This is a genomic window from Mesorhizobium sp. M7A.F.Ca.CA.001.04.2.1, assembly GCF_003998485.1.
GTDB classification, from domain to species: Bacteria; Pseudomonadota; Alphaproteobacteria; order Rhizobiales; family Rhizobiaceae; genus Mesorhizobium; species Mesorhizobium ciceri.
Genome location: NZ_RZQT01000061.1, coordinates 14,855 through 37,419, shown reverse-complemented (window position 1 = coordinate 37,419; position 22,565 = coordinate 14,855). Strand labels below are relative to the sequence as shown.

20 protein-coding genes and 1 tRNA gene are annotated in these 22,565 nt (G+C 62.2%); 4 read left to right on the top strand and 17 right to left on the bottom strand.

Going from position 1 to position 22,565, the window contains the following annotated elements:
- Positions 1 to 30: 30 nt before the first annotated feature.
- The 6 genes from EN955_RS19860 to rsfS all read right to left on the bottom strand — a co-directional run bounded on the left by EN955_RS19860 (position 31) and on the right by rsfS (position 5,655).
- The gene (locus EN955_RS19860; RefSeq protein WP_013529078.1) at positions 31 to 552 is read right to left on the bottom strand and encodes an RNA pyrophosphohydrolase; all 522 of its coding nucleotides are present in this window, start codon (positions 550 to 552) and stop codon (positions 31 to 33) included.
- Positions 553 to 582: 30 nt separating this feature from the next.
- A complete protein-coding gene (locus EN955_RS19855; protein ID WP_024502882.1) occupies positions 583 to 1,761 on the bottom strand; it encodes a divergent polysaccharide deacetylase family protein in 1,179 nt (392 codons plus the stop codon).
- Between the two features lie 212 nt (positions 1,762 to 1,973).
- Positions 1,974 to 3,305 (bottom strand): S41 family peptidase, encoded by a 1,332-nt coding sequence (locus tag EN955_RS19850; RefSeq protein WP_024502881.1) that lies wholly within the window; start codon positions 3,303 to 3,305, stop codon positions 1,974 to 1,976.
- On the bottom strand, positions 3,306 to 4,643 hold the full coding sequence (locus tag EN955_RS19845) for a murein hydrolase activator EnvC (RefSeq protein WP_024502880.1): 1,338 nt from the start codon (positions 4,641 to 4,643) through the stop codon (positions 3,306 to 3,308).
- 124 nt (positions 4,644 to 4,767) lie between these two features.
- Positions 4,768 to 5,250, bottom strand: coding sequence for a 23S rRNA (pseudouridine(1915)-N(3))-methyltransferase RlmH (rlmH, locus tag EN955_RS19840; protein WP_024502879.1), 483 nt, complete (start codon positions 5,248 to 5,250; stop codon positions 4,768 to 4,770).
- 27 nt (positions 5,251 to 5,277) lie between these two features.
- Positions 5,278 to 5,655 (bottom strand): ribosome silencing factor, encoded by a 378-nt coding sequence (gene rsfS / locus EN955_RS19835; RefSeq protein WP_013529073.1) that lies wholly within the window; start codon positions 5,653 to 5,655, stop codon positions 5,278 to 5,280.
- A gap of 242 nt (positions 5,656 to 5,897) precedes the next feature.
- Here rsfS and EN955_RS19830 point away from each other — a divergent pair, with 242 nt between their 5' ends.
- The gene (locus EN955_RS19830) at positions 5,898 to 6,749 is read left to right on the top strand and encodes a mechanosensitive ion channel domain-containing protein (protein ID WP_013529072.1); all 852 of its coding nucleotides are present in this window, start codon (positions 5,898 to 5,900) and stop codon (positions 6,747 to 6,749) included.
- Between the two features lie 9 nt (positions 6,750 to 6,758).
- Here the strand turns inward: EN955_RS19830 and EN955_RS19825 are convergent, their stop codons facing one another.
- The 5 genes from EN955_RS19825 to obgE all read right to left on the bottom strand — a co-directional run bounded on the left by EN955_RS19825 (position 6,759) and on the right by obgE (position 12,378).
- Complete coding sequence (locus EN955_RS19825) at positions 6,759 to 8,042, bottom strand: MFS transporter (RefSeq protein WP_013529071.1); 1,284 nt, start codon at positions 8,040 to 8,042, stop codon at positions 6,759 to 6,761.
- Between the two features lie 68 nt (positions 8,043 to 8,110).
- Positions 8,111 to 8,698, bottom strand: a complete 588-nt coding sequence (locus tag EN955_RS19820; protein WP_013529070.1) for a nicotinate-nucleotide adenylyltransferase — start codon at positions 8,696 to 8,698, stop codon at positions 8,111 to 8,113.
- A gap of 163 nt (positions 8,699 to 8,861) precedes the next feature.
- The gene (locus EN955_RS19815) at positions 8,862 to 10,148 is read right to left on the bottom strand and encodes a glutamate-5-semialdehyde dehydrogenase (RefSeq protein ID WP_024502878.1); all 1,287 of its coding nucleotides are present in this window, start codon (positions 10,146 to 10,148) and stop codon (positions 8,862 to 8,864) included.
- A gap of 3 nt (positions 10,149 to 10,151) precedes the next feature.
- Positions 10,152 to 11,342: a glutamate 5-kinase gene (proB, locus tag EN955_RS19810; RefSeq protein ID WP_024502877.1), complete on the bottom strand. Its 1,191-nt coding sequence runs from the start codon at positions 11,340 to 11,342 to the stop codon at positions 10,152 to 10,154.
- Positions 11,343 to 11,346: 4 nt separating this feature from the next.
- Entirely contained in the window at positions 11,347 to 12,378 is a 1,032-nt protein-coding gene (obgE, locus tag EN955_RS19805) for a GTPase ObgE (protein WP_024502876.1), read from the bottom strand.
- 134 nt (positions 12,379 to 12,512) lie between these two features.
- On the opposite strand from obgE, the gene EN955_RS19800 reads away from it, so the two are divergent.
- Positions 12,513 to 13,382, top strand: a complete 870-nt coding sequence (locus tag EN955_RS19800; protein ID WP_013529066.1) for an endonuclease/exonuclease/phosphatase family protein — start codon at positions 12,513 to 12,515, stop codon at positions 13,380 to 13,382.
- A gap of 7 nt (positions 13,383 to 13,389) precedes the next feature.
- On the opposite strand, the gene EN955_RS19795 is transcribed toward EN955_RS19800, so the two are convergent.
- From EN955_RS19795 to EN955_RS19780, 4 genes are all read right to left on the bottom strand, one after another.
- Positions 13,390 to 13,920 carry a GNAT family protein gene (locus EN955_RS19795; protein ID WP_024502875.1) on the bottom strand — a complete coding sequence of 177 codons (531 nt, stop codon included), beginning with the start codon at positions 13,918 to 13,920 and terminating at the stop codon, positions 13,390 to 13,392.
- A gap of 21 nt (positions 13,921 to 13,941) precedes the next feature.
- Complete coding sequence (locus EN955_RS19790; protein ID WP_024502874.1) at positions 13,942 to 14,529, bottom strand: GNAT family protein; 588 nt, start codon at positions 14,527 to 14,529, stop codon at positions 13,942 to 13,944.
- A 120-nt stretch (positions 14,530 to 14,649) separates the two neighbouring features.
- Positions 14,650 to 14,919 carry a 50S ribosomal protein L27 gene (gene rpmA / locus EN955_RS19785; protein WP_013529063.1) on the bottom strand — a complete coding sequence of 90 codons (270 nt, stop codon included), beginning with the start codon at positions 14,917 to 14,919 and terminating at the stop codon, positions 14,650 to 14,652.
- Between the two features lie 97 nt (positions 14,920 to 15,016).
- Positions 15,017 to 15,697 carry a 50S ribosomal protein L21 gene (locus EN955_RS19780; protein ID WP_013529062.1) on the bottom strand — a complete coding sequence of 227 codons (681 nt, stop codon included), beginning with the start codon at positions 15,695 to 15,697 and terminating at the stop codon, positions 15,017 to 15,019.
- A gap of 404 nt (positions 15,698 to 16,101) precedes the next feature.
- Between EN955_RS19780 and EN955_RS19775 the strand changes: the two genes are divergently transcribed.
- Positions 16,102 to 16,191 (top strand) — tRNA-Ser (locus tag EN955_RS19775).
- Between the two features lie 114 nt (positions 16,192 to 16,305).
- Positions 16,306 to 17,628, top strand: coding sequence for an integrase (locus EN955_RS19770; RefSeq protein ID WP_024502873.1), 1,323 nt, complete (start codon positions 16,306 to 16,308; stop codon positions 17,626 to 17,628).
- Positions 17,629 to 19,080: 1,452 nt separating this feature from the next.
- Here the strand turns inward: EN955_RS19770 and EN955_RS19765 are convergent.
- Together EN955_RS19765 and ubiM are read right to left on the bottom strand one after the other, a co-directional pair.
- Positions 19,081 to 20,982, bottom strand: coding sequence for an EAL domain-containing protein (locus tag EN955_RS19765; protein ID WP_024502871.1), 1,902 nt, complete (start codon positions 20,980 to 20,982; stop codon positions 19,081 to 19,083).
- A 177-nt stretch (positions 20,983 to 21,159) separates the two neighbouring features.
- Entirely contained in the window at positions 21,160 to 22,341 is a 1,182-nt protein-coding gene (ubiM, locus tag EN955_RS19760; RefSeq protein WP_024502870.1) for a 5-demethoxyubiquinol-8 5-hydroxylase UbiM, read from the bottom strand.
- Positions 22,342 to 22,565: the final 224 nt, after the last annotated feature.

The following is a 22,565-nucleotide window of genomic DNA, read 5'->3' as shown; positions in this document are numbered from 1 at the left end:
CCCCTACTCCCCTACTCCCCTACTCCCCTACTATCGCACCAGATGCCGGAACGCCGCCACCACATCCTCATAGACATGGCGCTTGAACGGCACGATCAGGTCAGGAAGGTCCTGCATCGGCCGCCATGCCCATTTGTCGAACTCGGCGGTGTGGCCACCCGGCGGCGGATTGATCTGGATCTCGCTGACATCGCCGTGGAAGCGAAAGGCGAACCATTTCTGCGTCTGGCCGCGATATCGGCCCTTGAAGGCGATACCGACGAGATGCTCCGGCAAATCATAGTTGATCCAGTCCGGCGCCTCGGCCAGCAGCGAGACGCCGCGCATGCCGGTCTCCTCATAGAGCTCGCGCTCGGCCGCCTGCAGCGGCTCCTCGCCCTCGTCGATGCCGCCTTGCGGCATCTGCCAGAGCTGCGTCGTGCCGGCAAATTCGCTGTCCGGTTCGGCAATGCGGTGCCCGACCCAGACCAGGCCCTCGGCATTGAGGATCATCAGCCCGACGCAGGGTCGGTAAGGCAGCGTTTCGCGGTCGATTTTGTTCGTCTTTGGCATCAGTCACTCTTTCCAGCCGTCTTCCGAGGGCTAGCCTTTTTGCGGATCGATAGCCACCGCTGAAATCGGCACGATCTCGATGCCGCGCTTCTTGGCCTCGACCACCCAGGATGACACGGTATCGACCGTCAGGTCGAAGGCCGAACCGATGCCGACGGCAGTGCCTTTGGCCCGCGCGGTCGCCTCCAGGCTGTCGAGCTTCTTCAGGATTTCGCCGCGATCCTGCACGGCATCAATCGCCATGTCGCCGGCGATGAAGGGCACGCCGTCTTTCAGCGCCAGATCCGGCGCCAGACTGCGCGCCGACGAGCCGTCATCGATATAGGCGAGGCCGCGTTTGCCGAGCTCGGCGATGAACGGCTCCATCGCCGCCGCGTCAGCGGAAAAGCGGGCGCCCATATAGTTCATGACGCCGGTATAGTTGGTCGTCCGCGACAGCGCCCAGTGCAGGCTCTTCAGGTTCTCGTCCGCGCTCGCCGCCACCGTCAGCGTGTTGCGTCCCGGATTGACCTTGGGATAATCGAACGGTTCGAGCGGCACCTGCATGACGATCTCGTGGCCGCTCTGCCTGGCTGCCTGCATCCAGCGGCCGATGCTGTTGCCTTGCGGCGCGAAGGCCAGCGTCACTTCCGCCGGCAGTTTGGCGATGGCCGCCTGGGTGCCGGTCTGCGAAACCGAAAGCCCACCGATGACGATCGCCACCCGTGCGCCGCGCCCGCCCGACCAGGGCCGCGCATAGACGTCGAACGGCCGCCTGCCATCGGCGGCGCGCACCGGCAACGGCCCGGTCTCGCTGGCCTCGATCAGCGCCTTGTCTGGAATATGCGCGACCTTCAGGTTCTGGCCGACGGTCGACGGGTCGCGAATGACCATCGCTGCCTTGGGCGGCCCATCGCCCTCCTCCGTCTGCACATGGATGATCTGCGGCCCACCTGATTTGACCGGCGCCTCCGGCTTCGGTGCCGCCGGGGCCAATGCAGGCGGCGCGGCGGCAGGTTCGGCCGCCGCGGTCACTTTCGGCGTTGAAACGGCAACCTCTTGCGGCTTACGAAACGGCTTTTCCCTGAGCGCGATCGCGCCGGAGATGCCTGCCACCACCAGCACGGCCACTGTCGCCATGATCGCACCGCCGCTGAGCTTGCCGGCGGCGCGCGGCGGCCGGACTGCCTGTCCGAGCGGGCGTTCGATGTCCTTGCCGATATCAGTCAAGCGTAATCCCCGGGCGCATGGCTCCGAAGGCGAAGCCACTTCGAAACGGCATGCGCGAATTCATCAATCCCGGCGCACCCCCGCGCCATGCCTTGGGAGCTTTGCCTCGCCCCCGAATCAAACTGCCGGAACCTTTCGGTCCCGGCAGCATCGCATTGCTTCCATCATGCTCAAACAGAAAGATGGAGCGGCGCGTGCGCCGCTCCAGATCCCTACTGGTTGAGAACCGCCTTTTGCGGATTGGGCGGGAAGGACGGATCGGTCTTCTGGCCACGCAGCAGCTGCTCGGCATAGATGAGCTGCAGATCGTCTTTCGGATCCGGCGGCACATAGGCCGCAGAGCCCGAACCCGTCGTGCTCTCGTCGGCGCCCTTGATATGGCCCTTGAGATCGGATTCGCCACGCGTCAGATCCCTGCCCTGCAGTTCCGGCGGCAGTGGCTGTTCGACCTTGATGTCGGGCGTGATGCCCTTGCCCTGGATCGACTTGCCGGACGGCGTATAATAGAGCGCCGTCGTCAGCCTGAGCGCACCATTCTCGCCGAGCGGAATGATGGTCTGCACCGAACCCTTGCCGAAGGACTGCGTGCCGACCACCGTGACGCGGCGCAGGTCCTGCAGCGCGCCGGCGACGATTTCCGAGGCACTGGCCGAACCGCCATTGACCAGGACGATCATCGGCTTGCCGTTGATGTCGTCGACCTGCTTGGGCTTGGCGTCGAAGCGGGTGACGTCCTTGGGGTCGCGGCCGCGCGTCGAGACGATCTCGCCGCGGTTGAGGAAGGCATCGGACACGCTCACCGCCTGGTCGAGCAGGCCACCCGGATTGAGGCGGAGATCCAGAACGTAGCCCTTCAGCTTGTCGTCGGGAATCTGCTTCTTGATGGTGTCGATGGCGTTCTCGAGGTCGTCGTAGGTCTTTTCGGTGAAGGAGGTGATCTTCATGTAGCCGATGTCGTTCTCGACCCGGAACTTGACCGCCTTGACCTTGATGATGTCGCGCACGACCGTCAGTTCGATCGGCTTGTCGGCGCCCTGGCGCAGGATGGTCAGCTTGATCGGCGTGTTGACCAGGCCGCGCATCTTGTCGACCGCATCGTTGAGGGTCAGGCCGCGAACCTCTTCGCCGTCGATCTTGGCGATGTAGTCGCCGGCCAGCACGCCTGCCTTGGCGGCCGGCGTGTCGTCGATCGGCGTGATCACCTTGACCAGATCGTTCTCCATGGTGACTTCGATGCCGAGGCCGCCGAACTCGCCCTTGGTCTGGACGCGCATATCCTGCGCCTGCTCGGCATTCATGTAGGAGGAGTGCGGGTCAAGCGAAGCCAGCATGCCGTTGATGGCATTCTCGACCAGCGACTTGTCGTCGGGCGGCGTCACATACTGTGCCCGCACGCGCTCGAAGATATCGCCGAAGATCGCCAGTTGCTTGTAGGTCTCCGACCCTGCAGCGTTCGCCGCCGAGCCGGGTGCGCCATAGACCAGGCTCATGGCGGACGCGCCCATCAGCGCACCGGCAAACAGAAGCGACAGTTTCCGCATTATTCACGTCCTTCCAGAAAAACGGTCCGCCCACCATGGGGCCGGATCGACGGGTTTTCCATCCTTGCGGAACTCGACATAGAGTTCCGGCGTGGCATTTCCATTCTTCGAAACCGAGGTGCTCGCCACCCGGGCCTCTCCCATCGCACCGATCGGCTCTCCTGCAAGCACTGATTGACCGGTCGCGACGCTGATTCTGCTCATCCCCGCCAAAACGACATGATAGCCGTCGCCTGCGTTCAGGATCAAGAGTTGACCATAAGAGCGAAACGGCCCCGCATAAAGCACATTTCCATCCGCCGGCGCGGTAACGATGGCTCCCGATTGTGTCGCAACCATGTCGCCTAGCATCACCGCGCCGTTACCGTCGTCGGCGCCGAATCGCCGCTTGATGCGGCCGGTCACCGGCAGTGCGATCTGTCCCTGCAGCGCCGAAAAGGGCACCGCGGCGGCAAGTTGGTTGCTTTCCGGAACGGGCAGCGACGCCAGTTCCGCCGGCGCGGATGTCTTGTCGCCATCCGCCGTCTTCTGCTCAGCGGCCTTGGCGGCATCGGCGGCCTTGCGGCTCTTGTCGGCCTGCGCTTCGAGCGAGGCGATCAACTCTTTCAGGCTGCCGGCCTTGGCCGCCAGCGCTTCGGATCGCTGCTTTTCCGCGGCCATTTGCGTTTGCGTGTCGGCTTCGAGCTTCTGCTTGGCCTCCAGCAGCATGCCGAGCCGCTTCTTTTCCGCCGTCTGGTCGCCGACCGCCGCCGTCAGCCGCGCCCGTTCGGCCTCGATCGACGCCGTAATCCTGGTCTGTTCCTTGAGATCGGCAAGCAGGCTGTCGGTCTGCTGGCGCAGTTCCGGCACCACCGCGCCGAGCAGGATGGCGCTGCGCACCGACGACAGCGCGTCCTCGGGCTTGACCAGGATCGCCGGCGGCGGGTTGAGGCCCATGCGCTGCAGCGCGCCCAGCACTTCGGCCAGAACGTCGCGCCGCGCCATCAGCGAGGCGCGGATCTTCTGTTCCTGGCCCTTCAACCCTTCCAGCCTGGCGCCGATGTCCTCGATGTCCTGGCCGAGCTTCTGTTCGGTCATCGCCGACTGGATCAATGCGGCGGTGATCGAGGCGTGATCCTTCTTGATCGTCGCGATGTCGGCGGAGAGCTTGGCCAATCGTTCCGACGACAGCGTGATCTCCTTCGAGACCCGTTCGTATTCGGCCCGGCTCTGGTCCGGATCGGGAGCCAGGTCGAGCGTGTTTTCCGCTCGCCCCGCATGCAGCGACAGCACAAGCACCGCCGCCGCGATGCCGCAGCGCGCGCGCCATGAGCCCGTTCTTGATTTTCTGTCTTCAGACATTGAAGCCCGACTCTATGCGTGGCTTCGTTAACGAACAATCAACCATGTTCGAAACCGCCCACTCGATGCAATGTTACGTTGGCATTGGGGCGGAAATCCGGGTGTGTCGCACCAATTCACCGGCTTACGAGCGATGGTAGGGATGTCCCGAAAGGATGGTGGCCACACGATAAAGCTGCTCTCCCAGCATCACGCGCACCAGTTGATGCGGCCATGTCAGCAATCCGAACGACATCACCAGTTCGGCCTGGTCGCGCAGCGGCTGGTCGTGGCCGTCGGCGCCGCCGATGGCGATGATCAGCGCTTTGCGGCCACCGTCACGCAACAGGCCGAGGCGCCCGGCGAAATCTTCCGAGGAAAAGCTTTTGCCGCGTTCATCGAGCAGGATCAGGGCAGTGCCGGGCTGCAACTGCGTCTGCAGTTTCTGGCCTTCCTCACGCCGGCGCTCGTTGGCGGTCTGGCCGCGCCCCTCGGCTATTTCGGCAATGCCGCCAAATTCAAGCCCCACCGCCGGGCCGCTCTTGGCGAAGCGCTCGAAATAGCGGTCGGCCAGCAGCTTCTCGGGGCCGGCTTTCATCCGGCCCACGGCATGAACTGATATCTTCATCCTTGCCTTGTAAGTCGCGCGAACGACTTAGTGGAGCGTTTCTTCCTCGAGGTCCGGCGCCTGCCACATCTTTTCGAGATTGTAGAATTCGCGGACTTCGGGGCGGAAGACATGGACGATGATGTCGCCAGAATCGATCAGGACCCAGTCGGCGCCGGACAGCCCCTCGACGCGCGCGGTGCCGAGACCGGCATCCTTGATCGCTTTGAGAAGATGATCGGCGACAGCCGCGACATGACGGTGCGATCGGCCCGAAGCGACGACCATATAGTCGCCGAGGCTCGATTTCCCCTGGATGTCGATGGAGACAATATTTTCGGCCTTGGAGTCTTCCAGACTGGCAAGGACTGTCTTGATGGCGCGGGACACGGCGTCGTCTACGCTGATCCTGGCCGGCGAAGGCATGATATCGGCCTTCTTCCGCAGTGCTGTTCTCAGTGTATTTCCTTTCGCAGCAAGAACAACCAAATCACCCCTTGAAGCAGGTGACACCACTTAGATAGGCAGAGTTCCCTGACAGTTTCAAGACGGGACCCTGCCTCGCACGAACGTATTGTCGCTCCTGTGGTTCCGCCGCACACCGGAAAAGATCGGAACCCTCGCCGTCGGCATGGGTTATCGGCTCACCGAACAACCGGATTTCCCCCATGCCGATCGACCCGCAAAACGCCTTCCTCAGCGTCCAGGCTGGCCTCGCCCAACTGAGCACGCTGATTGTTTCCTACTCCTTCTCGGCCATCGGTGCCGTTATCCTCTTGATCGTCGGTTATATCGTCGCCGGCCTTGCCGAACGTTCGATCTTCGCCGGTCTCGGCCATATCCATGGTTTCGACGCGACGTTGCGGCATTTCTTCTCCAAGATCGTCCGCTATGCCATCCTGATCCTCGTCACCATCATGGTGCTCGGCCAGTTCGGCGTGCAGACGGCCTCGATCATTGCCGCGATCGGTGCCATTGGCCTCGCCATCGGCCTGGCGTTGCAAGGCACGCTGCAGAACATCGCGGCCGGCATCATGCTTCTGGCACTCCGGCCGTTTCGCATCGGCGAGTCCGTCGAGGTCGGTTCGATTGCCGGTACGATCGAGGAGATCGGCCTGTTCGCAACCAAGCTCAGGACGGCCGACGGGGTCTACATATTGGCGCCCAACTCGACGCTGTGGAACCAGCCGGTGCGCAACTTTTCGCGCAATGGCGTGCGCCGCAGCGACATCACACTCAGCATCGGCTCCTGGAACGACATCGACCGCGCTCAAAAGACATTGCTTGCCATTGCCGCCGCCGAACGGCGGGTCAAGCGTGAGCCGGCACCGATCGCTTTCGTCGCGACATTGGGCGATAGCACCGTTTCGATTGCCTTGCGCTACTGGACATCGTCGGCGGACTTCTTCGCCACCCAGACCGATCTCACCAAGCGCGCCAAGCAGGAATTCGATAGCGAAGGCATATCGATCCCGCTGCCGCCACCGGAAGCCCCGTCACCGGAAGCCCGTCGACAATAGTCGGGTGGCTCAGTGCCGGCCCTCATCGTCCGGTGCGAAGGCGAGTTCGACCGGCAACGGCGCCTGCGCCGTCATCGGTGCGAAACTGCCGGTTTCGCCGACCGGGACCGCACGCGTCGTGAACACACGCAAAAGCACGAACAGGCAGAAGGCTGCGGCGATGAGAACAGCCACATAGATGAAAGCCTGCGTTCCGAAGACGGCCGACAGCGCCGTCACGATGCCGGGCACGACGAAGCCCGACAGCGACCAGGCAAACAAAAGCGAACTGGACAGCGCCACCATGTCGTCCTTGCCGGCGCGGTCGGCGGCGTGCGCACTGGCCAGCGAATAGATCGATTCCGAAGCGCCGTCCCACACGATGTAGATCACAACCAACGCGGCCAGCGCGCCGCCATCGAACCCGAGTGCAAACAGGCCGGCGACCATGGCGAGCGCGGATGCGGCGATCAGCACATAGCGGCGGTCGGTTCGGTCGGAAATCCAGCCAAGCGGGATCTGCAGGATCAGCGTGCCGAGAGGCATCGCCGAAAGCAGCAGCGCCACGTCGGCCTGGCTGTAGCCCTTGGCCGTGGCGTGGATCGGTGCGAAGCCAGCAATCGACATCGACAGGCCGCCGACGGCAAGCATGCCGGCGACGCCGACCGGTGAAACCCGCCAGGCACGGCGCAGCGCCACCGAGGCCGCCTGCGGCGCCGGCGGCTGGGCAAGTTTGGTCATCCCGACAGGGAGGATCGACAGCGCGGTGAAGACGATGCCGATCAGCGGCGCATCCGCTGTCCTGATATCGACCAGCGCTAGCGTCGCGTAGCCGACGCCGAGCCCGGCGACATAGGCAACGTAGAAGAAAGCCATCACCCGGCCGCGGATGGCGTTGGCAACGGCATCGTTCAGCCAGCTCTGCGCGACGATGAACAGGCCGCATATGGCAAAGCCGTAGAGCGCGCGGGCGGCTATCCACAGCAGCGGAAGGACCCCGGCGCCGACAGCGGCGTTGGCCAGCGCGATCAGCGCCGACAGCACCATGAAGGCGCGGGCATGGCCGACCCTTCGCACCAGCGGTCCGGTCAAGATGCAGCCGGCGAGCCCGCCGGCCGAAAGCCCGGTGATGATCAGCCCGGCCCAGGTCGGATCGAAACCCTCTGCGCCAAGCCGGACCGGGATATAGGCAAACATCAGCCCGTTGCCGACGGCAATCAGCGCCATCGACACGATGACGCTGGCAATCGCGATCAGCGGCGTGGGCTCGGCGCCCTGCTCGGCTTCGCTGCGGTTTTTCCTGGGAATCGACATGCCTGCTCAGGATTGCCCATGAAACGGGCAAAGGAAGCGATAAAAGCGACATGGCCGGGCGGCCGGGCTCACCCCTTCGCCAGCTTGCGGATCGCGCTCGATGACAGCGACGAGCGCGGGCCGTGAATGAAGGTCCAGGCCGGCGCCTTCATGCGGGCAAGCCGCGGCGCATCGCCCTCGTCGATGCGGGCATAGTCGAAGGTCTTGGCGACGACCGAGGACAGGAACGACAGCGTCGCGCCCGGGCGGTCGATGACGGCGATCGGGAAGGTCATGACGATCTCGCGCCAGCGCTGCCAGCGATGGAAATCGCGCAGGCTGTCGGCACCCATGATCCAGACGAAATCGACACCGGGGTTGCGCGCCTTGACCAGCGCCAGCGTATCGGCGGTGTAGCGGACGTGATGGGCGGCTTCGAAAGCGGTGACCTTGATCTTCGGGTTCTTGGCGATCTGTTCCGACAGCTGCAGCCGTTCGCCCAGCGGCGCCAACTCCCTGGTGTTCTTCAGCGGATTGCCCGGCGTCACCATCCACCACAACTGGTCGAGCGCCAGGCGTCTGAGCGCGATCTCGGCGACCAGCGCATGGCCGGCATGCGGCGGATTGAACGAGCCGCCGAACAGGCCGACGGCGAGGCCTTTCTCGGCGTGCGGCATTTTGAAATAGTGGGAGGGGATAGCCTCCTTACCCGCCCCCTTGTGGGGAGGGTCGATCCGCGAAGCGGAGCGGGGTGGGGGTATCGTGGAATTCAGCGTCGTCCCCCCACCCGGCTCGCTATGCTCGCCACCCTCCCCACAAGGGGAAGGGTAAGACCAGCGCTCAAGGTCTCACCTGTCCCGACCCGCGCACACGGTATTTGAACGACGTCAGCTGTTCGACGCCCACCGGTCCGCGCGCATGCATCTTGCCGGTGGCGATGCCGATCTCGGCGCCCATGCCGAATTCGCCGCCGTCGGCGAACTGCGTCGATGCGTTGTGCAGCAGGATCGCCGAATCGATCTCGTTGAAAAACCGCTCGACGGCTTGCGCATCCTCGGCGACGATCGCCTCGGTGTGATGCGAGGAAAACGTCTCGATATGCTCGATCGCACCACCGATACCGTCGACCAGTTTTACCGCGATGATGGCATCGAGATATTCTGTCACCCAATCGGCATCGGTCGCCGGTTTGGCGTCGAAAAACACTTTCAGCACCTCGGTATCGGCATGGATTTCGCAGCCGGCCGCGCGCAGCGCGTCGAGGATCGGCACCAGATGCGTGGAGGCAACCGCCCGGTCGACGAGCAGCGTCTCGGCGGCACCGCAGACGCCGGTGCGCCGCATCTTGGCGTTGACGGCGATCCGCACCGCCATATCGAGCTTGGCGGAACGGTCGATGTAGAGATGGCAGATGCCTTCGAGATGGGCGAAGACCGGGACCCGCGCCTCGGCCTGCACCCGTCCGACCAGGCTTTTGCCGCCGCGCGGGATAATGACGTCGAGGTTGCCGCCCAACCCCTTCAGCATCTCGCCGACGGCGGCGCGGTCGGTGGTCGGCACCAGCTGGATGGCATCCTCCGGCAGGCCCGCTTGCTTCAGCCCTTCGACCAGGCAGGCGTGGATGGCGGCGGAAGAATTGAGCGAATCCGAACCGCCGCGCAGGATCACCGGATTGCCGGCTTTGAGGCACAGCGCGCCGGCATCGGCGGTGACGTTCGGGCGGCTCTCATAGATGACGCCGACGACGCCGAGCGGCGTGCGCACGCGCTCGATATGCAGACCGTTCGGCCGGTCCCACTGCGCGATCGCGTCGCCAACCGGATCCCGCAGCGCGGCGATTTCGCGGATGCCGTCGGCCATGGCGCGGATGCGCGCCGGATCGAGCTTCAGCCGGTCCATGAAGGAGGTGGAAAGCCCGGATTCATGACCATTCGAAACATCGATGGCATTGGCGTCGAGAATGTCCTGCTCACGGGCCACGATCGCCTCGGCCATGGCCAGCAGTGCGGCGTTCTTGGCGGCGGTCGTGGCAATGGCCAGCGGCCGGGCGGCAGCGCGGGCGCGCCGGCCGATATCGGCCATCAGCGCGACAGTGTCATCCCCGGATTTTTCATGCAGTTTCAGCATGGCTCATCCTCCGCTTACATCGCCACCAACCGTGACTTGGTCACCGGCCCCTTTTTGGTCGCCGGCCCGTACTTGGTCACCCGAATGGCTCACCACAAGGTCGTCGCGGTGGATCATCGCCGAACGCGCCTCGTAGCCGAGCACGGTTTCGATCTCGGCCGTCTTCAGGCCCGCGATCCTTACGGCATCGGCGGCATCATAGGCAACCAGCCCGCGCGCGATCTCGCGGCCCTCGGGCGACAGGATCGCCACCGTGTCGCCGCGCGAGAAATTGCCGCTGACCAGCTTGACGCCGGCCGGCAGCAACGATTTGCCCGACAGCAGCGCGCCGATGGCGCCGGCATCGACCGTAAGCCGGCCGGCCGGCTCGAGCTGGCCGGCGATCCAGGTTTTGTAGCCCTTGACCGGGTTGCTGCTCGGCCGAAAGAAAGTAGCGCGCTCGCCGCGTTCGATCGCCATCAGCGGCGACAGCCGAGTGCCCGACGTGATGATCATCGCGGTGCCGGCGGCGGTCGCGATCTTGCCGGCATCGAGCTTCGTGCGCATGCCGCCGCGCGACAGCTCGGAAGCGGCCGCACCCGCCATCGCCTCGATATCAGGCGTGATGCGGTCGACCACCGGAATGAATTTGGCGTTGGGGTCGCGCGCCGGCGGCGCGGTGTAGAGCCCGTCGATGTCGGAAAGCAGCACCAAAAGATCGGCGCCCATCATGGTGGCGACGCGGGCCGCCAGCCGGTCATTGTCGCCGTAGCGGATTTCGGAAGTCGCCACCGTGTCGTTCTCGTTGATGACCGGCACTGCCTTCATCTTCAAGAGTGTCGAGATCGTCGCCCGCGCGTTGAGATAGCGGCGGCGCTCCTCGGTGTCGCCGAGCGTCAGCAGGATCTGGCCCGATTTCAGGCTGCCCTTGCCGAGCGCGTCCGACCAGGCGCCGGCCAGCGCGATCTGTCCCACGGCTGCCGCCGCCTGGCTCTCCTCCAGTTTCAGGGCTCGCTTGCCGAGGCCAAGGATGGTGCGGCCAAGCGCGATGGCGCCGGACGACACGACGAGGATTTCAGCGCCGCCCTGGGCCAGCCCGGCAATGTCGTCGGCGAGCGAAGCCAGCCAGTCGCGCTTCAGGCCCGTCGTGCGGTCGACGAGCAGCGCCGAGCCGATCTTGACGGTGATGCGCCGATATTTTCTCAGCGACTGCATGACCCTATTTGTCCCAGCGCGTCTCGACCGGCGCCGCGATCTGCGCGCGCGCCTCAGCAATCACCGCCATCAGCGCCCGTTGCACCGCCTCGACGCCCTCGCCGGTGACCGCCGACAACAGCATCGGCGCGCGGCCGGCAGCGCGTTTCAGCGAGGCGACCTTCTTCTTGCGCGCATCGGCGTCGAGCGTGTCGACCTGGGAAAGCGCCAGGACCTCGACCTTGTCGGTGAGGCCATGGCCATAGGCGTCGAGCTCGGCTCGCACGGTCTTGTAGGCCTTGCCCGGATTTTCCTCCTGCGCCGAAACCAGATGCAGCAGCACACGCGTGCGCTCGACGTGGCCAAGGAAGCGATCGCCGATGCCGACGCCCTCATGCGCGCCTTCGATGAGGCCCGGAATGTCGGCGATGACGAATTCGCGCGCGTCGATGCGGGCAACGCCGAGGCCGGGATGCAGCGTCGTGAACGGATAGTCGGCGATCTTCGGCTTGGCTGCGGTGACCGCCGCCAGGAATGTCGACTTGCCGGCATTGGGCAGCCCGACCAGCCCGGCATCGGCGATCAGCTTCAGCCGCAGCCAGATGTTGAGCTCTTGCCCCGGCAGGCCGGGATTCGCGCGGCGCGGCGCCTGGTTCGTCGAGGTCTTGAAATGCTGGTTGCCGAAACCGCCATTGCCGCCCTTGGCCAGCAGAAAGCGCTGTCCGACCACGGTCAGGTCGCAGATCAGCGTCTCGTTGTCTTCTTCGAACACCTGCGTTCCGGCCGGCACTTTCAGCGTGACGTCGGCGCCCTTGGCTCCGGTCATGTTGCGGCCCATGCCGTGGACGCCGGTCTTGGCCTTGAAATGCTGCTGATACCGGTAGTCGATCAGCGTGTTCAGCCCGTCGACCGCCTCCAGCCAGACATCGCCGCCGCGGCCGCCGTCGCCGCCATCCGGCCCGCCGAACTCGATGAATTTTTCACGCCGGAACGACACCGAACCGGCGCCGCCGTCACCGGAGCGGATGTATACCTTGGCTTGATCGAGAAATTTCATGAGATTGTACAGTTTCTACTAGTGGCTTTGCGGCATTGCTCTAAACCTTGGCCCTTGCTCTAAACCAAGGCGCGGCGAAGGGCGAGGCCGTTTTGTGACAATGGCCATGTGGGGTTGGCCGGAGAGACGTCGGAATGAAGCTTGTAACCTACAACATCCAGTACGGCATCGGCCTCGACGGGCAGTACGATGTCGGGCGCATCGCCGATGCCGTGCGCGGCGCCGACGTGATCGCTTTGCAGGAGGTGACCCGCAACAATCCTCGGAATGGCGGCCGCGACATGGTCGCCGAGATCGGCGAGGCGCTGCCCGACTATTTCGCCGTCTATGGCAGCAATTTCGAGGCCAATATCGGTTCGCACATCGACAACGGCCGTGCCGTGACGAAAACCTTCCAGCTCGGCAACATGGTGCTGTCTAGGACGCCCATTCATCTGTCGCGCAACCTGCTTTTGCCGCGCAGCCGCAGCTTCGAGATGATGAACTTCCAGCGCGGCGCGCTGGAAGCGCTGATCGAGACGCCGCTTGGTTTCATCCGCTTCTATTCCATCCATCTCGATCACCGCAGCCCCCTCGAACGCGCCAGCCAGATCCAGTTCCTGCGCCAACGCATGCTGAACTATGCGCTCGAAGGCGGAGCACTGTCCGGCGTCGCCGAGATCGGCCTGCCGGAACTGCCGCATCCCGAAGCCTTTGTCGGCATGGGCGATTTCAACATGCTGGCCGGCTCACCCGAATATGTCGAACTCGCCGGCCGGCCGGACCATGAATTCGGCATGCCGCTGACCGCCGACTTCGCCGTCGATGCCGCCTTGCGGCTGAACGCCACCGGCGACGATCTCATCAGTTGGGTCGATCCCAAGCAACCCACCGATCCCAGCCGGCACAAGCGCATCGATTATATCTTTACCAGCGCTTCGCTTGCCAGATCCCTGCAGCGTCTGTGGGTCGACCGAAAGGCAGTCGGCTCGGACCATCTGCCGGTGTGGGTCGAACTGGGCTGATGGCCTTTCATCTGGCGGCGTTTTCGCGTTCGACGATCGCCATCATGATCGTATCGCGGTATTCCCCGTCGATATGGACGGCATCGCTCTGCACGCCCTCCCTGACAAACCCGACCTTGTCGTAGAGAGAGATGGCGCGAGCATTGTCGGAATGCACGGAGAGTTCGATGCGGACGAAACCGGCCCTGCGCGCTTGCGCCAAGGTTGCATTGATGAGCCGCAGTCCAAGCCCTCGCCCCCGATAGGGAGGAACAATCCCCATCCCGAGGGAGCCGCGATGGGCATGGATGAGCCGATCATGGCGTGAGATGTCGCACCAGCCGACGACCTCGCCACGAACAACGGCCACGAACCCCGGATCGCCTCTCCCGATACGGTCCATTGCGAAACTTCTGACTTGATCCAGCGGTGGCGCCTCAAGGAAGGACAAGTACTTTCGCTCACGCGCTACGACATCGAGCGCGCGATGAAAGCTTTCGATATCCCCAGGCGTCATCGGCGCGATCGCGGCCGTTTCAATATCGCTGCTGTCGACCATTGGCTTGACCGCCGTCATCTATCAGAAATGCACCCAGTTCCGCAGGCTGGTCCAGGTCTTGCGATCGAGCCGGTAGCGCTCGACGGGAACCTGGCCGGCGACGATCGAGTTCAGCATGCCCTGGCCGGCATACTGGAACCCGCACTTGTGGATGACGCGGCGCGAGGCCGGATTGATGACCCGCGTCGAGGCATGCAGGACCTGGATCGACGTCCTCTGGAAGGCGAGATCGACCAGCGCGTGCGCTGCTTCCGTCGCATAGCCCTTCTTCCAGTGCGGCTCGCCGATCCAGTAACCGAGCTCCAGCCCGCGATCGGTGGTGTTGAGGCCGGCGCAACCGACGAAGGTGTCGGTGCCGGCCAGCGTCAGGGCATAAGCAATGCCGGCCCGGCGCGATTTGGTCATGGCCAGGAAAGCGCGCGCCTCGGCCTCGCCATAGGGGTGCGGCATGCGTGCCAGCATTTCGGCGACATGGCGGTTGTCGGCAAGCTCGACCAGCTGCGCGATATCGCCCTCGTGGGGCGCCCGCATCACCAGCCGCTCGGTGACCAGCACCGGGCAATCTATCGCGTAACTTTCGTCTTCTGAGTCTTCCGCTTCGGCAACCATTTGAAAGTCCTCCAGGCACAAGAAAAAGGGGAGATGGAAACCCATCTCCCCTGATCCTTTTCCTGGCTTTGCCAGACACCGGTTCCCGAGATGGGCGCCGGTGTTCTAGTGCGGAACCGGCTACTCCGCGGCTTTGGCAATCGGGTTGACCGATACGTAGGTTCGGCCGTTGGCTTTTTTGTTGAACGTCACGGCGCCAGTCTCGAGCGCAAAAAGCGTATGGTCCGTGCCCATGCCGACATTGACGCCGGGATGCCACGTGGTGCCGCGTTGACGAATGATGATGTTGCCCGGGATGACGGCTTCGCCGCCGAACTTCTTCACGCCCAGACGCTTGGAATGCGAGTCGCGACCGTTGCGCGACGAGCCGCCAGCTTTCTTGTGTGCCATCTAACTAACTCCGTTGCGCCGCAAGGCGCCTAAAAGGCCTTATGAACGCGTTCGCGTTCCGTTTCAAGTCCGATCCGGCGACCTGGTCGCCAGAAAATTACTTCGCCGCCAATTCCTTGGCCTGCTCGCGCCAGTCCTTGATCTGGTCGGCGCTGAAGGGCATGTGCTCGTCGATCTTGGCGACATCCTTGTCGGTCAGCTTGGCGAGCTGCGCGAAGGTGATGATGCCCTGCTCGTTGAGATCCTTGGCTGCGACCGGGCCGATGCCCTTGATCACGGTCAGATCGTCCGGCTCACCCTTGGGCGCCTTGAACAGCGGCGCTGCCGCGGTCTCGGCTGCCTTTGTCTCGGCTGCCTTGGCCTTGGGCTCCTTCTTCGGCGCGGCTTCCGCCTGCACCTCGGTGGCGGCCTCGGCCTTCACCTTCTTCGGCGCCTTGACCGCTGCCGTCTTCGTCGGCTTGGCGCCACCCAGCAGGATCTCGGAAATCCGCACGGTGGTCAAAAGCTGGCGATGGCCGATCTTGCGGCGCGAATTCTGCCGGCGGCGCTTCTTGAAGGCGATGACGGTGCGGTTCTTGCCCTGCTCGACGACTTCGGCGGTGACCACCGCGCCGTCGACGAACGGCGCGCCGAACGTGACATTCTCGCCTTCGCCATGTGCGAGGACGTGGCCGATCTCGACCATATCGCCGACAGCGGCTTCGAGTTTTTCGATCTTCAGGAGATCGTTGGCGGCAACGCGATACTGCTTGCCACCCGTTTTAATGACTGCGAACATTTTTTGCCTTTCGCTGTTCGGTCGGCCTTGATGAGCCGCCTCTGGCGGTTCAGCCGTCTTTTTGTCAGTCTGCGGGTTCAAAAAACAAGCGGCGCGGAAGAACCCTCCACGCCGATTGCGCGCTGTCCCTAACCGAAGGTTGAGTGCGAGTCAAGGCAAACAGCTGTTGTCGGGACTGTTGTTGGCGGCCGAAGGATCGAGCGTGTCAGCACGACTGCACGACGTGACCGTCATCGAGGCAAGCACGCGTGACTGGTTACCAACCTACCCAGGCCTCGCCGCCGCTGAACCGTCGCGAATCCGCTGCTTGCCCGGCAAGCCAAATAACTGACGGATTGGCCTTGTAACCTGCCCGTTCAGCCGTTATCTAGTGCGCCGCGCCGGCAACGGCCGACCATGACCGCGGAGAGGTGGCAGAGTGGTCGAATGCACCGCACTCGAAATGCGGCATGGGTGCAAGCCCATCGGGGGTTCGAATCCCTCCCTCTCCGCCATATAGCTTCCATAAAAATCCTTTCCTTTCAAAAGCTTCCTTGTTGCACTTGACCAGCACGAAGCGAAACATATCTTAGACTGTGTAACAAACTGTGTAACATTAGAGAAAGATAATGCGACGTTCCGCAGCGCCAAAGCCGCATAAACGTGAAGGCATCTGGTATCTCGTCCGCAGGGTGCCGAAGGAATTCGCGGCGTTTGATCGCCGCTGCCTAGTACGCATTTCCACGGGCGTCGCCGTGGCTGACGATCCCCGCGGTGTACGGGCGCGAGATGCAGTGCAAAGCCTCGGCGCGGGGCTGGAGGCGTATTGGCGTAGACTGCGGGAAGGCCAATCCGCCGAGGCGGGGCTGCGTTTCGAAGCCGCGAGGAAGCGCGCGCGGTCATTTGGATTGGCCTATCGCACTAACGAGGAACTAGCAGCGGGGCCGCTCGACGAACTCATGGCCCGTATCAAGCTGCTCCTCGACAAAAAATCGATCGAGGACGCGCAGGACGTCTCGGCCGTCATGGGTGGGGAGAAGCGGCCAGCGGTCCGCCTGAGCGGTCTTATCAAGGAATTCGAGACGATCGAGCAACAGAACTTGCTGGCCATGTCGCCCAACCAAATCAAGAAATGGCGTAACCCCAAAAAGCGCGCAGTTGCCAATCTGGTTGGAGTCATTGGCGACAAGGAGATCGCAAGCCTCACTCGGGACGACGCAATCGCGTTCCGCGAGTGGTGGCAAAAGCGGATCGTTGAGGATGGACTTGATATCGGTACGGCCAACAAGGACATCGGCCATGTTTCGAAAATGCTGCGCGTCGTCGATCTGACTCACCAGCTCAAGCTGGAGCCGGTTTTTCGAAACCTGCGTCTTTCCGGCGCCGTCCCCGGGCAACGCGCTGCGTTCACAGCGGAGTTCATTCAGGAGAAGATACTCGCTGAAGGCGCGCTCGACGGACTCAATGACGAAGCCCGCCATCTAATCTATGTGATTGCCGATACCGGACTCAGGCTTTCTGAAGCGGCAAACCTCACCACCGAAACAATCCACCTCGATCGAGAAATCCCGCATGTGCGGGTGCGCCCCAATGGCCGTCGCTTGAAGACCGGTCATTCAGCCCGTGACATTCCCTTGGTTGGCGGCGCACTTGCAGCCATCAAGCTCCATCCGGACGGCTTTCCTCGTTATCGCGACAAGGCCGCGTCACTTTCAGCGCTCGTCAACAAGGTGCTCGCCAGCAAGGAACTTCTGCCGACTTCCGAGCATAGTCTTTATAGCCTGCGACACACTTTCGAGGACCGGCTGACGGCAGTTGAGGCGCCGGAGAAGGTAATTGCTTCTCTGATGGGCCACAAATGGATCCGGCCCAAATACGGCGCGGGACCTTCGTTAGCGCAAAAGCGCGAGTGGCTCCAAAAAATCGCTTTTACCCCGCCCGGGCGAATGTGATTGCGGCGCCATCCAGGCCTTGAGAACCAACCTCACGGCTCCAGCTGTCCGAGCCATTTAGGTTGAGCGTGGCCAGCACGCGCTGCGCTCGCTCGCGATTTCCGAGCTTCCGCCGCATTTGTTCGACCTCGTATTCCAGCCTTTCGAAGGTCGGTATATAGGCATCTCCATGCCGGATGACCAAGTAGGCGGCAACAGCTAGACACCATTCTAGCTCCGTGGCCGATGGATCGGAAAAAGGGGCGACGCCATACCAAGACGAGCAACGCCTCTCGAGGGCTTCCGAACTAGGCAAACGGCCAGCATGTGGCATGGGAAAGAAACCTATGCCTGATCGACGAACCTAAAGTGCTCACGAAGCTTGACCGGTACGCGGGCCATCGGAGGGTTCTGCCTAAAACCGCCAAAAATTTTGAAACACCCATTCATCCGGCTCGAATTCAAAGGGATCGGCGATTTTTGGGTTATGGCTTGCAAGCATAGTTCAGCCCAGACAAGAACGCCTGATATCTTGTCGTGCACTGTCACCCTGCCAAATATGGTGCCGGCGACAACGGCAGTTTGGCGAGCAGAAGAATTCCCGAGACTGAGACGTTCTACGGCTTGGCCCATGTTCGCGCTCCTCCTCGATTGGAGACAGGATGGGCCATATGGAAGCGAATAAAAGGAGGTTGGTGACGAGTCTCGGTAGTGGAGTAGAAACGGGTGGAAAAGCTTGCGCTATTCGCCATCGGCGCCGCTAAACGCATTTGAGAGAAGGGGCAGCGATCGCCAAGAGATGACGTCCGATCGCAAGCCGGCTAGAAATGCGACAGTGACGCGCCTTTTTTGGCACGACCTTAGCACCCGATCGGGCCTCAGCTGGTCGTCGTTGCGCAGCCGATCGGGTGCGATTTTTATAAAGCTCTCTTGGCTTTAGCTTTGAGAGCCCGTCATCGAGACAAATGCAAGGGAACGGTCCGCCCCCTGGGGACATTCGACATGCCGTGGCAGCTTCCTATGGTGAGCCAGCGCATTCCGATACACGTTTTCCGCGCTCTACCGTTGCTCCAGCACCTGTGCTGAGGCTGAGCGCTTGATCAGGACCCGACCGCTGCTGTTGCGGGATGGTGACTGGGTTGAGGTCGCGAAGACCTTGACCGCGGGTACGTTGTTCATCCCGATGAGCGCTGAGCCGAGAAGCAGCCAAGAACGCTTCCCGTAATCGAATCCTACGGGAACCGCGAAACCAGCGTCCAAAGGACGCAATTCTCCGACGTCGTTCACTCAAGCTCATCTCGCAACTTGAACGCTTGTATGAAGCCGCTGCATGTGCGCCGGTGGACCGGATTGCTGCTATCCAAACCACGTGCTCAGTTTCGCCCCGTAATAACTCTACCGTCCGAAACGGCTTTCGCGCGTCAGGTCCACCCCACATGAAAGTTCCGCGAGCAGCACGGACGGAGAGGCCGGTCACAACTCCTTCGCGTGCTCTTTTACTACCGAATCAAGTGCCAAATGGAGAGGCACTGCCTTAGAGAACAGGAAGCCCTGCGCGGTTCTGCAGCCAAGCTGGTACAGAGTTTGCCGATCTGCCTCTGTTTCAACGCCCTCGGCCATGACCTCGATCCCGAGCGTCCTACCAAGATCAATCACCGCTTTGACAAGCAGCCGATTCTCCCGGGACTTGGCTAAGCCGCGAACGAAGCCCTGATCTATTTTCACCTTCCTGATCCGACTGTCCTTGAGCGATGCCAACGTCGAAAAACCGGTGCCGAAGTCATCGAGCGCGATAGAAATGCCAGCATGTGAAAGCCGGGCGAGCTTTTCATCCACTCTGTCCGGATCCACTGGGGCTTCTTCGGTAATCTCGATGTCGAACATCGTTGCAGGGAGGTCTTTTGCCGCCAGACCATTAAGAATCATCTCGTCAATATCGCCAGCTTCCAACTCGCACGGTGAAACATTCATCGCCACACGAACATCACGACGGTCAGCTTTGACCAAGCCCTCGATAAGAGCGCAACAGTCGGCGAATACCGTTTGAGTTAGCAGCTGAAGCATTCCAGTTTCGCGTGCCGCTGTCATGATCTCGGGCGGAGAAATGGGACCGTGAAGCGGGTGAGACCATCTTAGCAAGGCTTCAAAACTGACGACGGCTTCAGTTTCGAGTCTTACGATTGGCTGAAACCAAGCGACCAAGCTTCTCATCGTTATCGCCGAATGAAGATCGCGTTCGATTGACTGGCGGCGTTGCAACTCCCGGGCTAGCTCGGCATCGAACAGACAAAATTCATTCCTGCCGCGGCGCTTAGCTGTGTAAAGGGCGATGTCGGCCCGCAACAACATTTCCGTTAGTCCGGGGTTTTCAGCCAAGTAGATTCCTATAGACGCTCCAATGCGGACTGATGCGATCCCAGGATAGGGGCGAGCAAGCTTGGCTATGAGATTGGACGCGAGATTGGTGGGAGAAGGAGAATTCTTTCGCGAAGAAAAAACCAGCACGAATTCATCCCCACCGATGCGGGCGAGCGTTGAGCCCTCCGGTGCTTCTTCCTCTATTCGGCGGGCGATCCTGGCAAGCAGCTCGTCACCCGTTCTGTGACCGTAGGTATCGTTGACAGATTTGAACCCGTCCAGATCAATCAGCATGGCCACAAAGGGTCCATCGGTGTTCTCAAACTGATCGATTGCATGTTCGAGGCCCCGCCTGTTGAGGAGCGCGGTAAGATGGTCCTCCCTGGAATTGCGCTCCATTTCCGCGGCAAGCCGCTCGGCTTGATGTCTCAGGCGGCTCGCGTCACGGAAGCGCGCTTGTCCAACGAACGAGGATCGAACCAGGCCGCCCTCGAAAAGCAGGACGGCAAAAGCCAGAATGTAGTTTTCCGGGGCTCCCTTCGTCAGCAAACATGCGGCGGCAATGAGGAGTGGCGGTGTGATGAAGCATATCGCTGCCGCAGCATATGAGCTGCCGTACGTGACCGCGCCAGCTGAAATGCCCGCCAGAATTATTAGATGCAGCGATGCTTGAGACGTCGTGTATCCAGCCGTTAGGACGGCAAGGAATGACCAGGTGAATCCCGCCAGAAGAGCAAGCCTGCCAAACCAGCGAAGCCGCAGCCAAACCCGTGTCAGATCATCCTGGACTCCGGGTTCCTTCAGCTGATGACGGGCGAGTGCAAGGCGGGCGGCATTTATCGCATTAACGACCGAAAACCAGGCCGCGCCAGCAAGACCGTTCCCGGAAAGGGCCTGCACGGTCAAAATCAGCCCGGACAGCACAATGCTTATCGGCATTGAGACGAAAAGGCCTGCCCTCAGATCAGCGAGCTGGTCCTGAAGGATTCTCGCCTCCAGCGGATCTTCTTTTTCCAAGGCTGGACGGGTCAGCTTGCTTACTCCTGCTTGTCCGCAGCCTATGCAGCCCCCCTGAAGGACGGGTTAATTCTTCAATCGGAGATCAGCGTCGGGGAGCAGGATTACTCCGGTGCATCATGCACTCTCTCCCATCGCTCGCCCAGCACGCGCAAAAATGCGACTGCTGGTGCAGTATCACCGCTGGAGCTCCGCCGAAATCCCATGCCGGACAAGGGGAACATGTTGGGCAAAGCGAAGCCCCAGATGCCTTGCAAGCCGTGCCGCCAGGTGGTCTCTGGAGTAGAGTCCAACCAATATGTTCGTTGCATGGTAGAGCGGCGCCGCCGACAGGCGCAGCCGCCTTTCGTATATATGCAGCATGTCGGGGTCGCCAACATTGCGGCCGTCGCGGCACGCAGTCATGATTCCACGGGCGAGTTGCTTCTGGCTGCTGAGACCGATGTTGAACCCGTGAGCGGTCACCGGGTGCATGCCGATGGCAGCGTCGCCGATGAGTGCGGCGCTCGGCGCCCGGAATTTGTGCGCCCAGGTCGTGACCAGCGGATAGGTGTGGCGCTTGCTTGCCAAGGTCATTTTTCCAAGGCGCCCTCGACACCGTTTCGTCAACTCCGACAGGAACAAATCATCATCGAAGGCAAGCAGTCTATAGGCCTCGTTTGAGCGCAATGTGAGCAGCAGCGACGACATGCCCTCCGCTAGGGGCAATATCGCTATCGTCTGATGGTGATCGAACCATTCGATGGCGATCTGGTGGTGGGCGCGCTCGTGCCTCACTCGGCAAATCAGCATCGAGTGGCCAAGCCGGTTGATATCGGCGCCGATGCCTAGCAGATCACGCGTGGCGGACAAACGCGAATCCGCGGCAACAACCAGCCGAGCAGTTAAACGCGCGCCATTAGAGAGCGTTACGACTGCTCCTTCTTGGCTGTTTGTTGCATCGACGACCGAGTGGCCGCACAACAGCCGGGCGCGATCCTGCAAGCGGACGATTTTGAACAGCGCCTCGCGGATCCGGCAATTTGGAACCAAAACCCCCAGCGGTTCTCCAGAGTTGCTGGGAGGATCGAAACGAAGAGCGAATGCGCTCGAGCCGTTGAGCACGCGCGCGCCTTGAAGTGCTGATTTGTCCGAAGCCGGAATGACATCCCAGGCGCCGAGCTCGCGAAGGGTTCTGATCGAAGCGTTGGTCAGCGCGATTTCGCGACCATCGAAAGCCGGATTCGCCAGACTATCGAATGTGTTCTGTTCAACAACTGCCACCTTGAGTTCGCTTTGGGCAAGCGACGCAGCGAACGAAAGGCCGACCGGGCCGGCTCCAACGACAACGATGTCAAAATTATCGTCAGAGCCCATCAGCGTGCCGCCATCCGGTCGCCTATCCTCGTGTAACGGTGAAACTGAGCCGAGTGACATGAGCTCCGTGCCCGCCGCATTGCCTAAAGGCGCTGGGCCGGGAGATTCGCATCGATCGGCAACGAAGCACTCAAAGCGCTCAGAGGTGGATGCGGCTAACCGATCCCGCCCTTTCGCCGCGCAGCCGCGCAGATCGCCGCCAGCAAGCGAGACACTCGCGACGCTGG

Excerpts from the sequence above, each read along its gene's own strand:
- EN955_RS19830 (WP_013529072.1), top strand. The coding sequence starts at position 5,898 with ATGCCGATCGACCCGCAAAACGCCTTCCTCAGCGTCCAGGCTGGCCTC.
- rpmA (WP_013529063.1), bottom strand. The coding sequence starts at position 14,919 with ATGGCACACAAGAAAGCTGGCGGCTCGTCGCGCAACGGTCGCGACTCG.
- rsfS (WP_013529073.1), bottom strand. The coding sequence starts at position 5,655 with ATGCCTTCGCCGGCCAGGATCAGCGTAGACGACGCCGTGTCCCGCGCC.
- EN955_RS19825 (WP_013529071.1), bottom strand. The coding sequence starts at position 8,042 with ATGTCGATTCCCAGGAAAAACCGCAGCGAAGCCGAGCAGGGCGCCGAG.
- EN955_RS19815 (WP_024502878.1), bottom strand. The coding sequence starts at position 10,148 with ATGCTGAAACTGCATGAAAAATCCGGGGATGACACTGTCGCGCTGATG.
- obgE (WP_024502876.1), bottom strand. The coding sequence starts at position 12,378 with ATGAAATTTCTCGATCAAGCCAAGGTATACATCCGCTCCGGTGACGGC.
- EN955_RS19795 (WP_024502875.1), bottom strand. The coding sequence starts at position 13,920 with ATGGTCGACAGCAGCGATATTGAAACGGCCGCGATCGCGCCGATGACG.
- EN955_RS19770 (WP_024502873.1), top strand. The coding sequence starts at position 16,306 with ATGCGACGTTCCGCAGCGCCAAAGCCGCATAAACGTGAAGGCATCTGG.
- rlmH (WP_024502879.1), bottom strand. The coding sequence starts at position 5,250 with ATGAAGATATCAGTTCATGCCGTGGGCCGGATGAAAGCCGGCCCCGAG.
- EN955_RS19845 (WP_024502880.1), bottom strand. The coding sequence starts at position 4,643 with ATGTCTGAAGACAGAAAATCAAGAACGGGCTCATGGCGCGCGCGCTGC.
- EN955_RS19780 (WP_013529062.1), bottom strand. The coding sequence starts at position 15,697 with ATGTTCGCAGTCATTAAAACGGGTGGCAAGCAGTATCGCGTTGCCGCC.
- proB (WP_024502877.1), bottom strand. The coding sequence starts at position 11,342 with ATGCAGTCGCTGAGAAAATATCGGCGCATCACCGTCAAGATCGGCTCG.
- EN955_RS19790 (WP_024502874.1), bottom strand. The coding sequence starts at position 14,529 with ATGGTTGCCGAAGCGGAAGACTCAGAAGACGAAAGTTACGCGATAGAT.
- EN955_RS19820 (WP_013529070.1), bottom strand. The coding sequence starts at position 8,698 with ATGCCGCACGCCGAGAAAGGCCTCGCCGTCGGCCTGTTCGGCGGCTCG.
- EN955_RS19860 (WP_013529078.1), bottom strand. The coding sequence starts at position 552 with ATGCCAAAGACGAACAAAATCGACCGCGAAACGCTGCCTTACCGACCC.
- EN955_RS19800 (WP_013529066.1), top strand. The coding sequence starts at position 12,513 with ATGAAGCTTGTAACCTACAACATCCAGTACGGCATCGGCCTCGACGGG.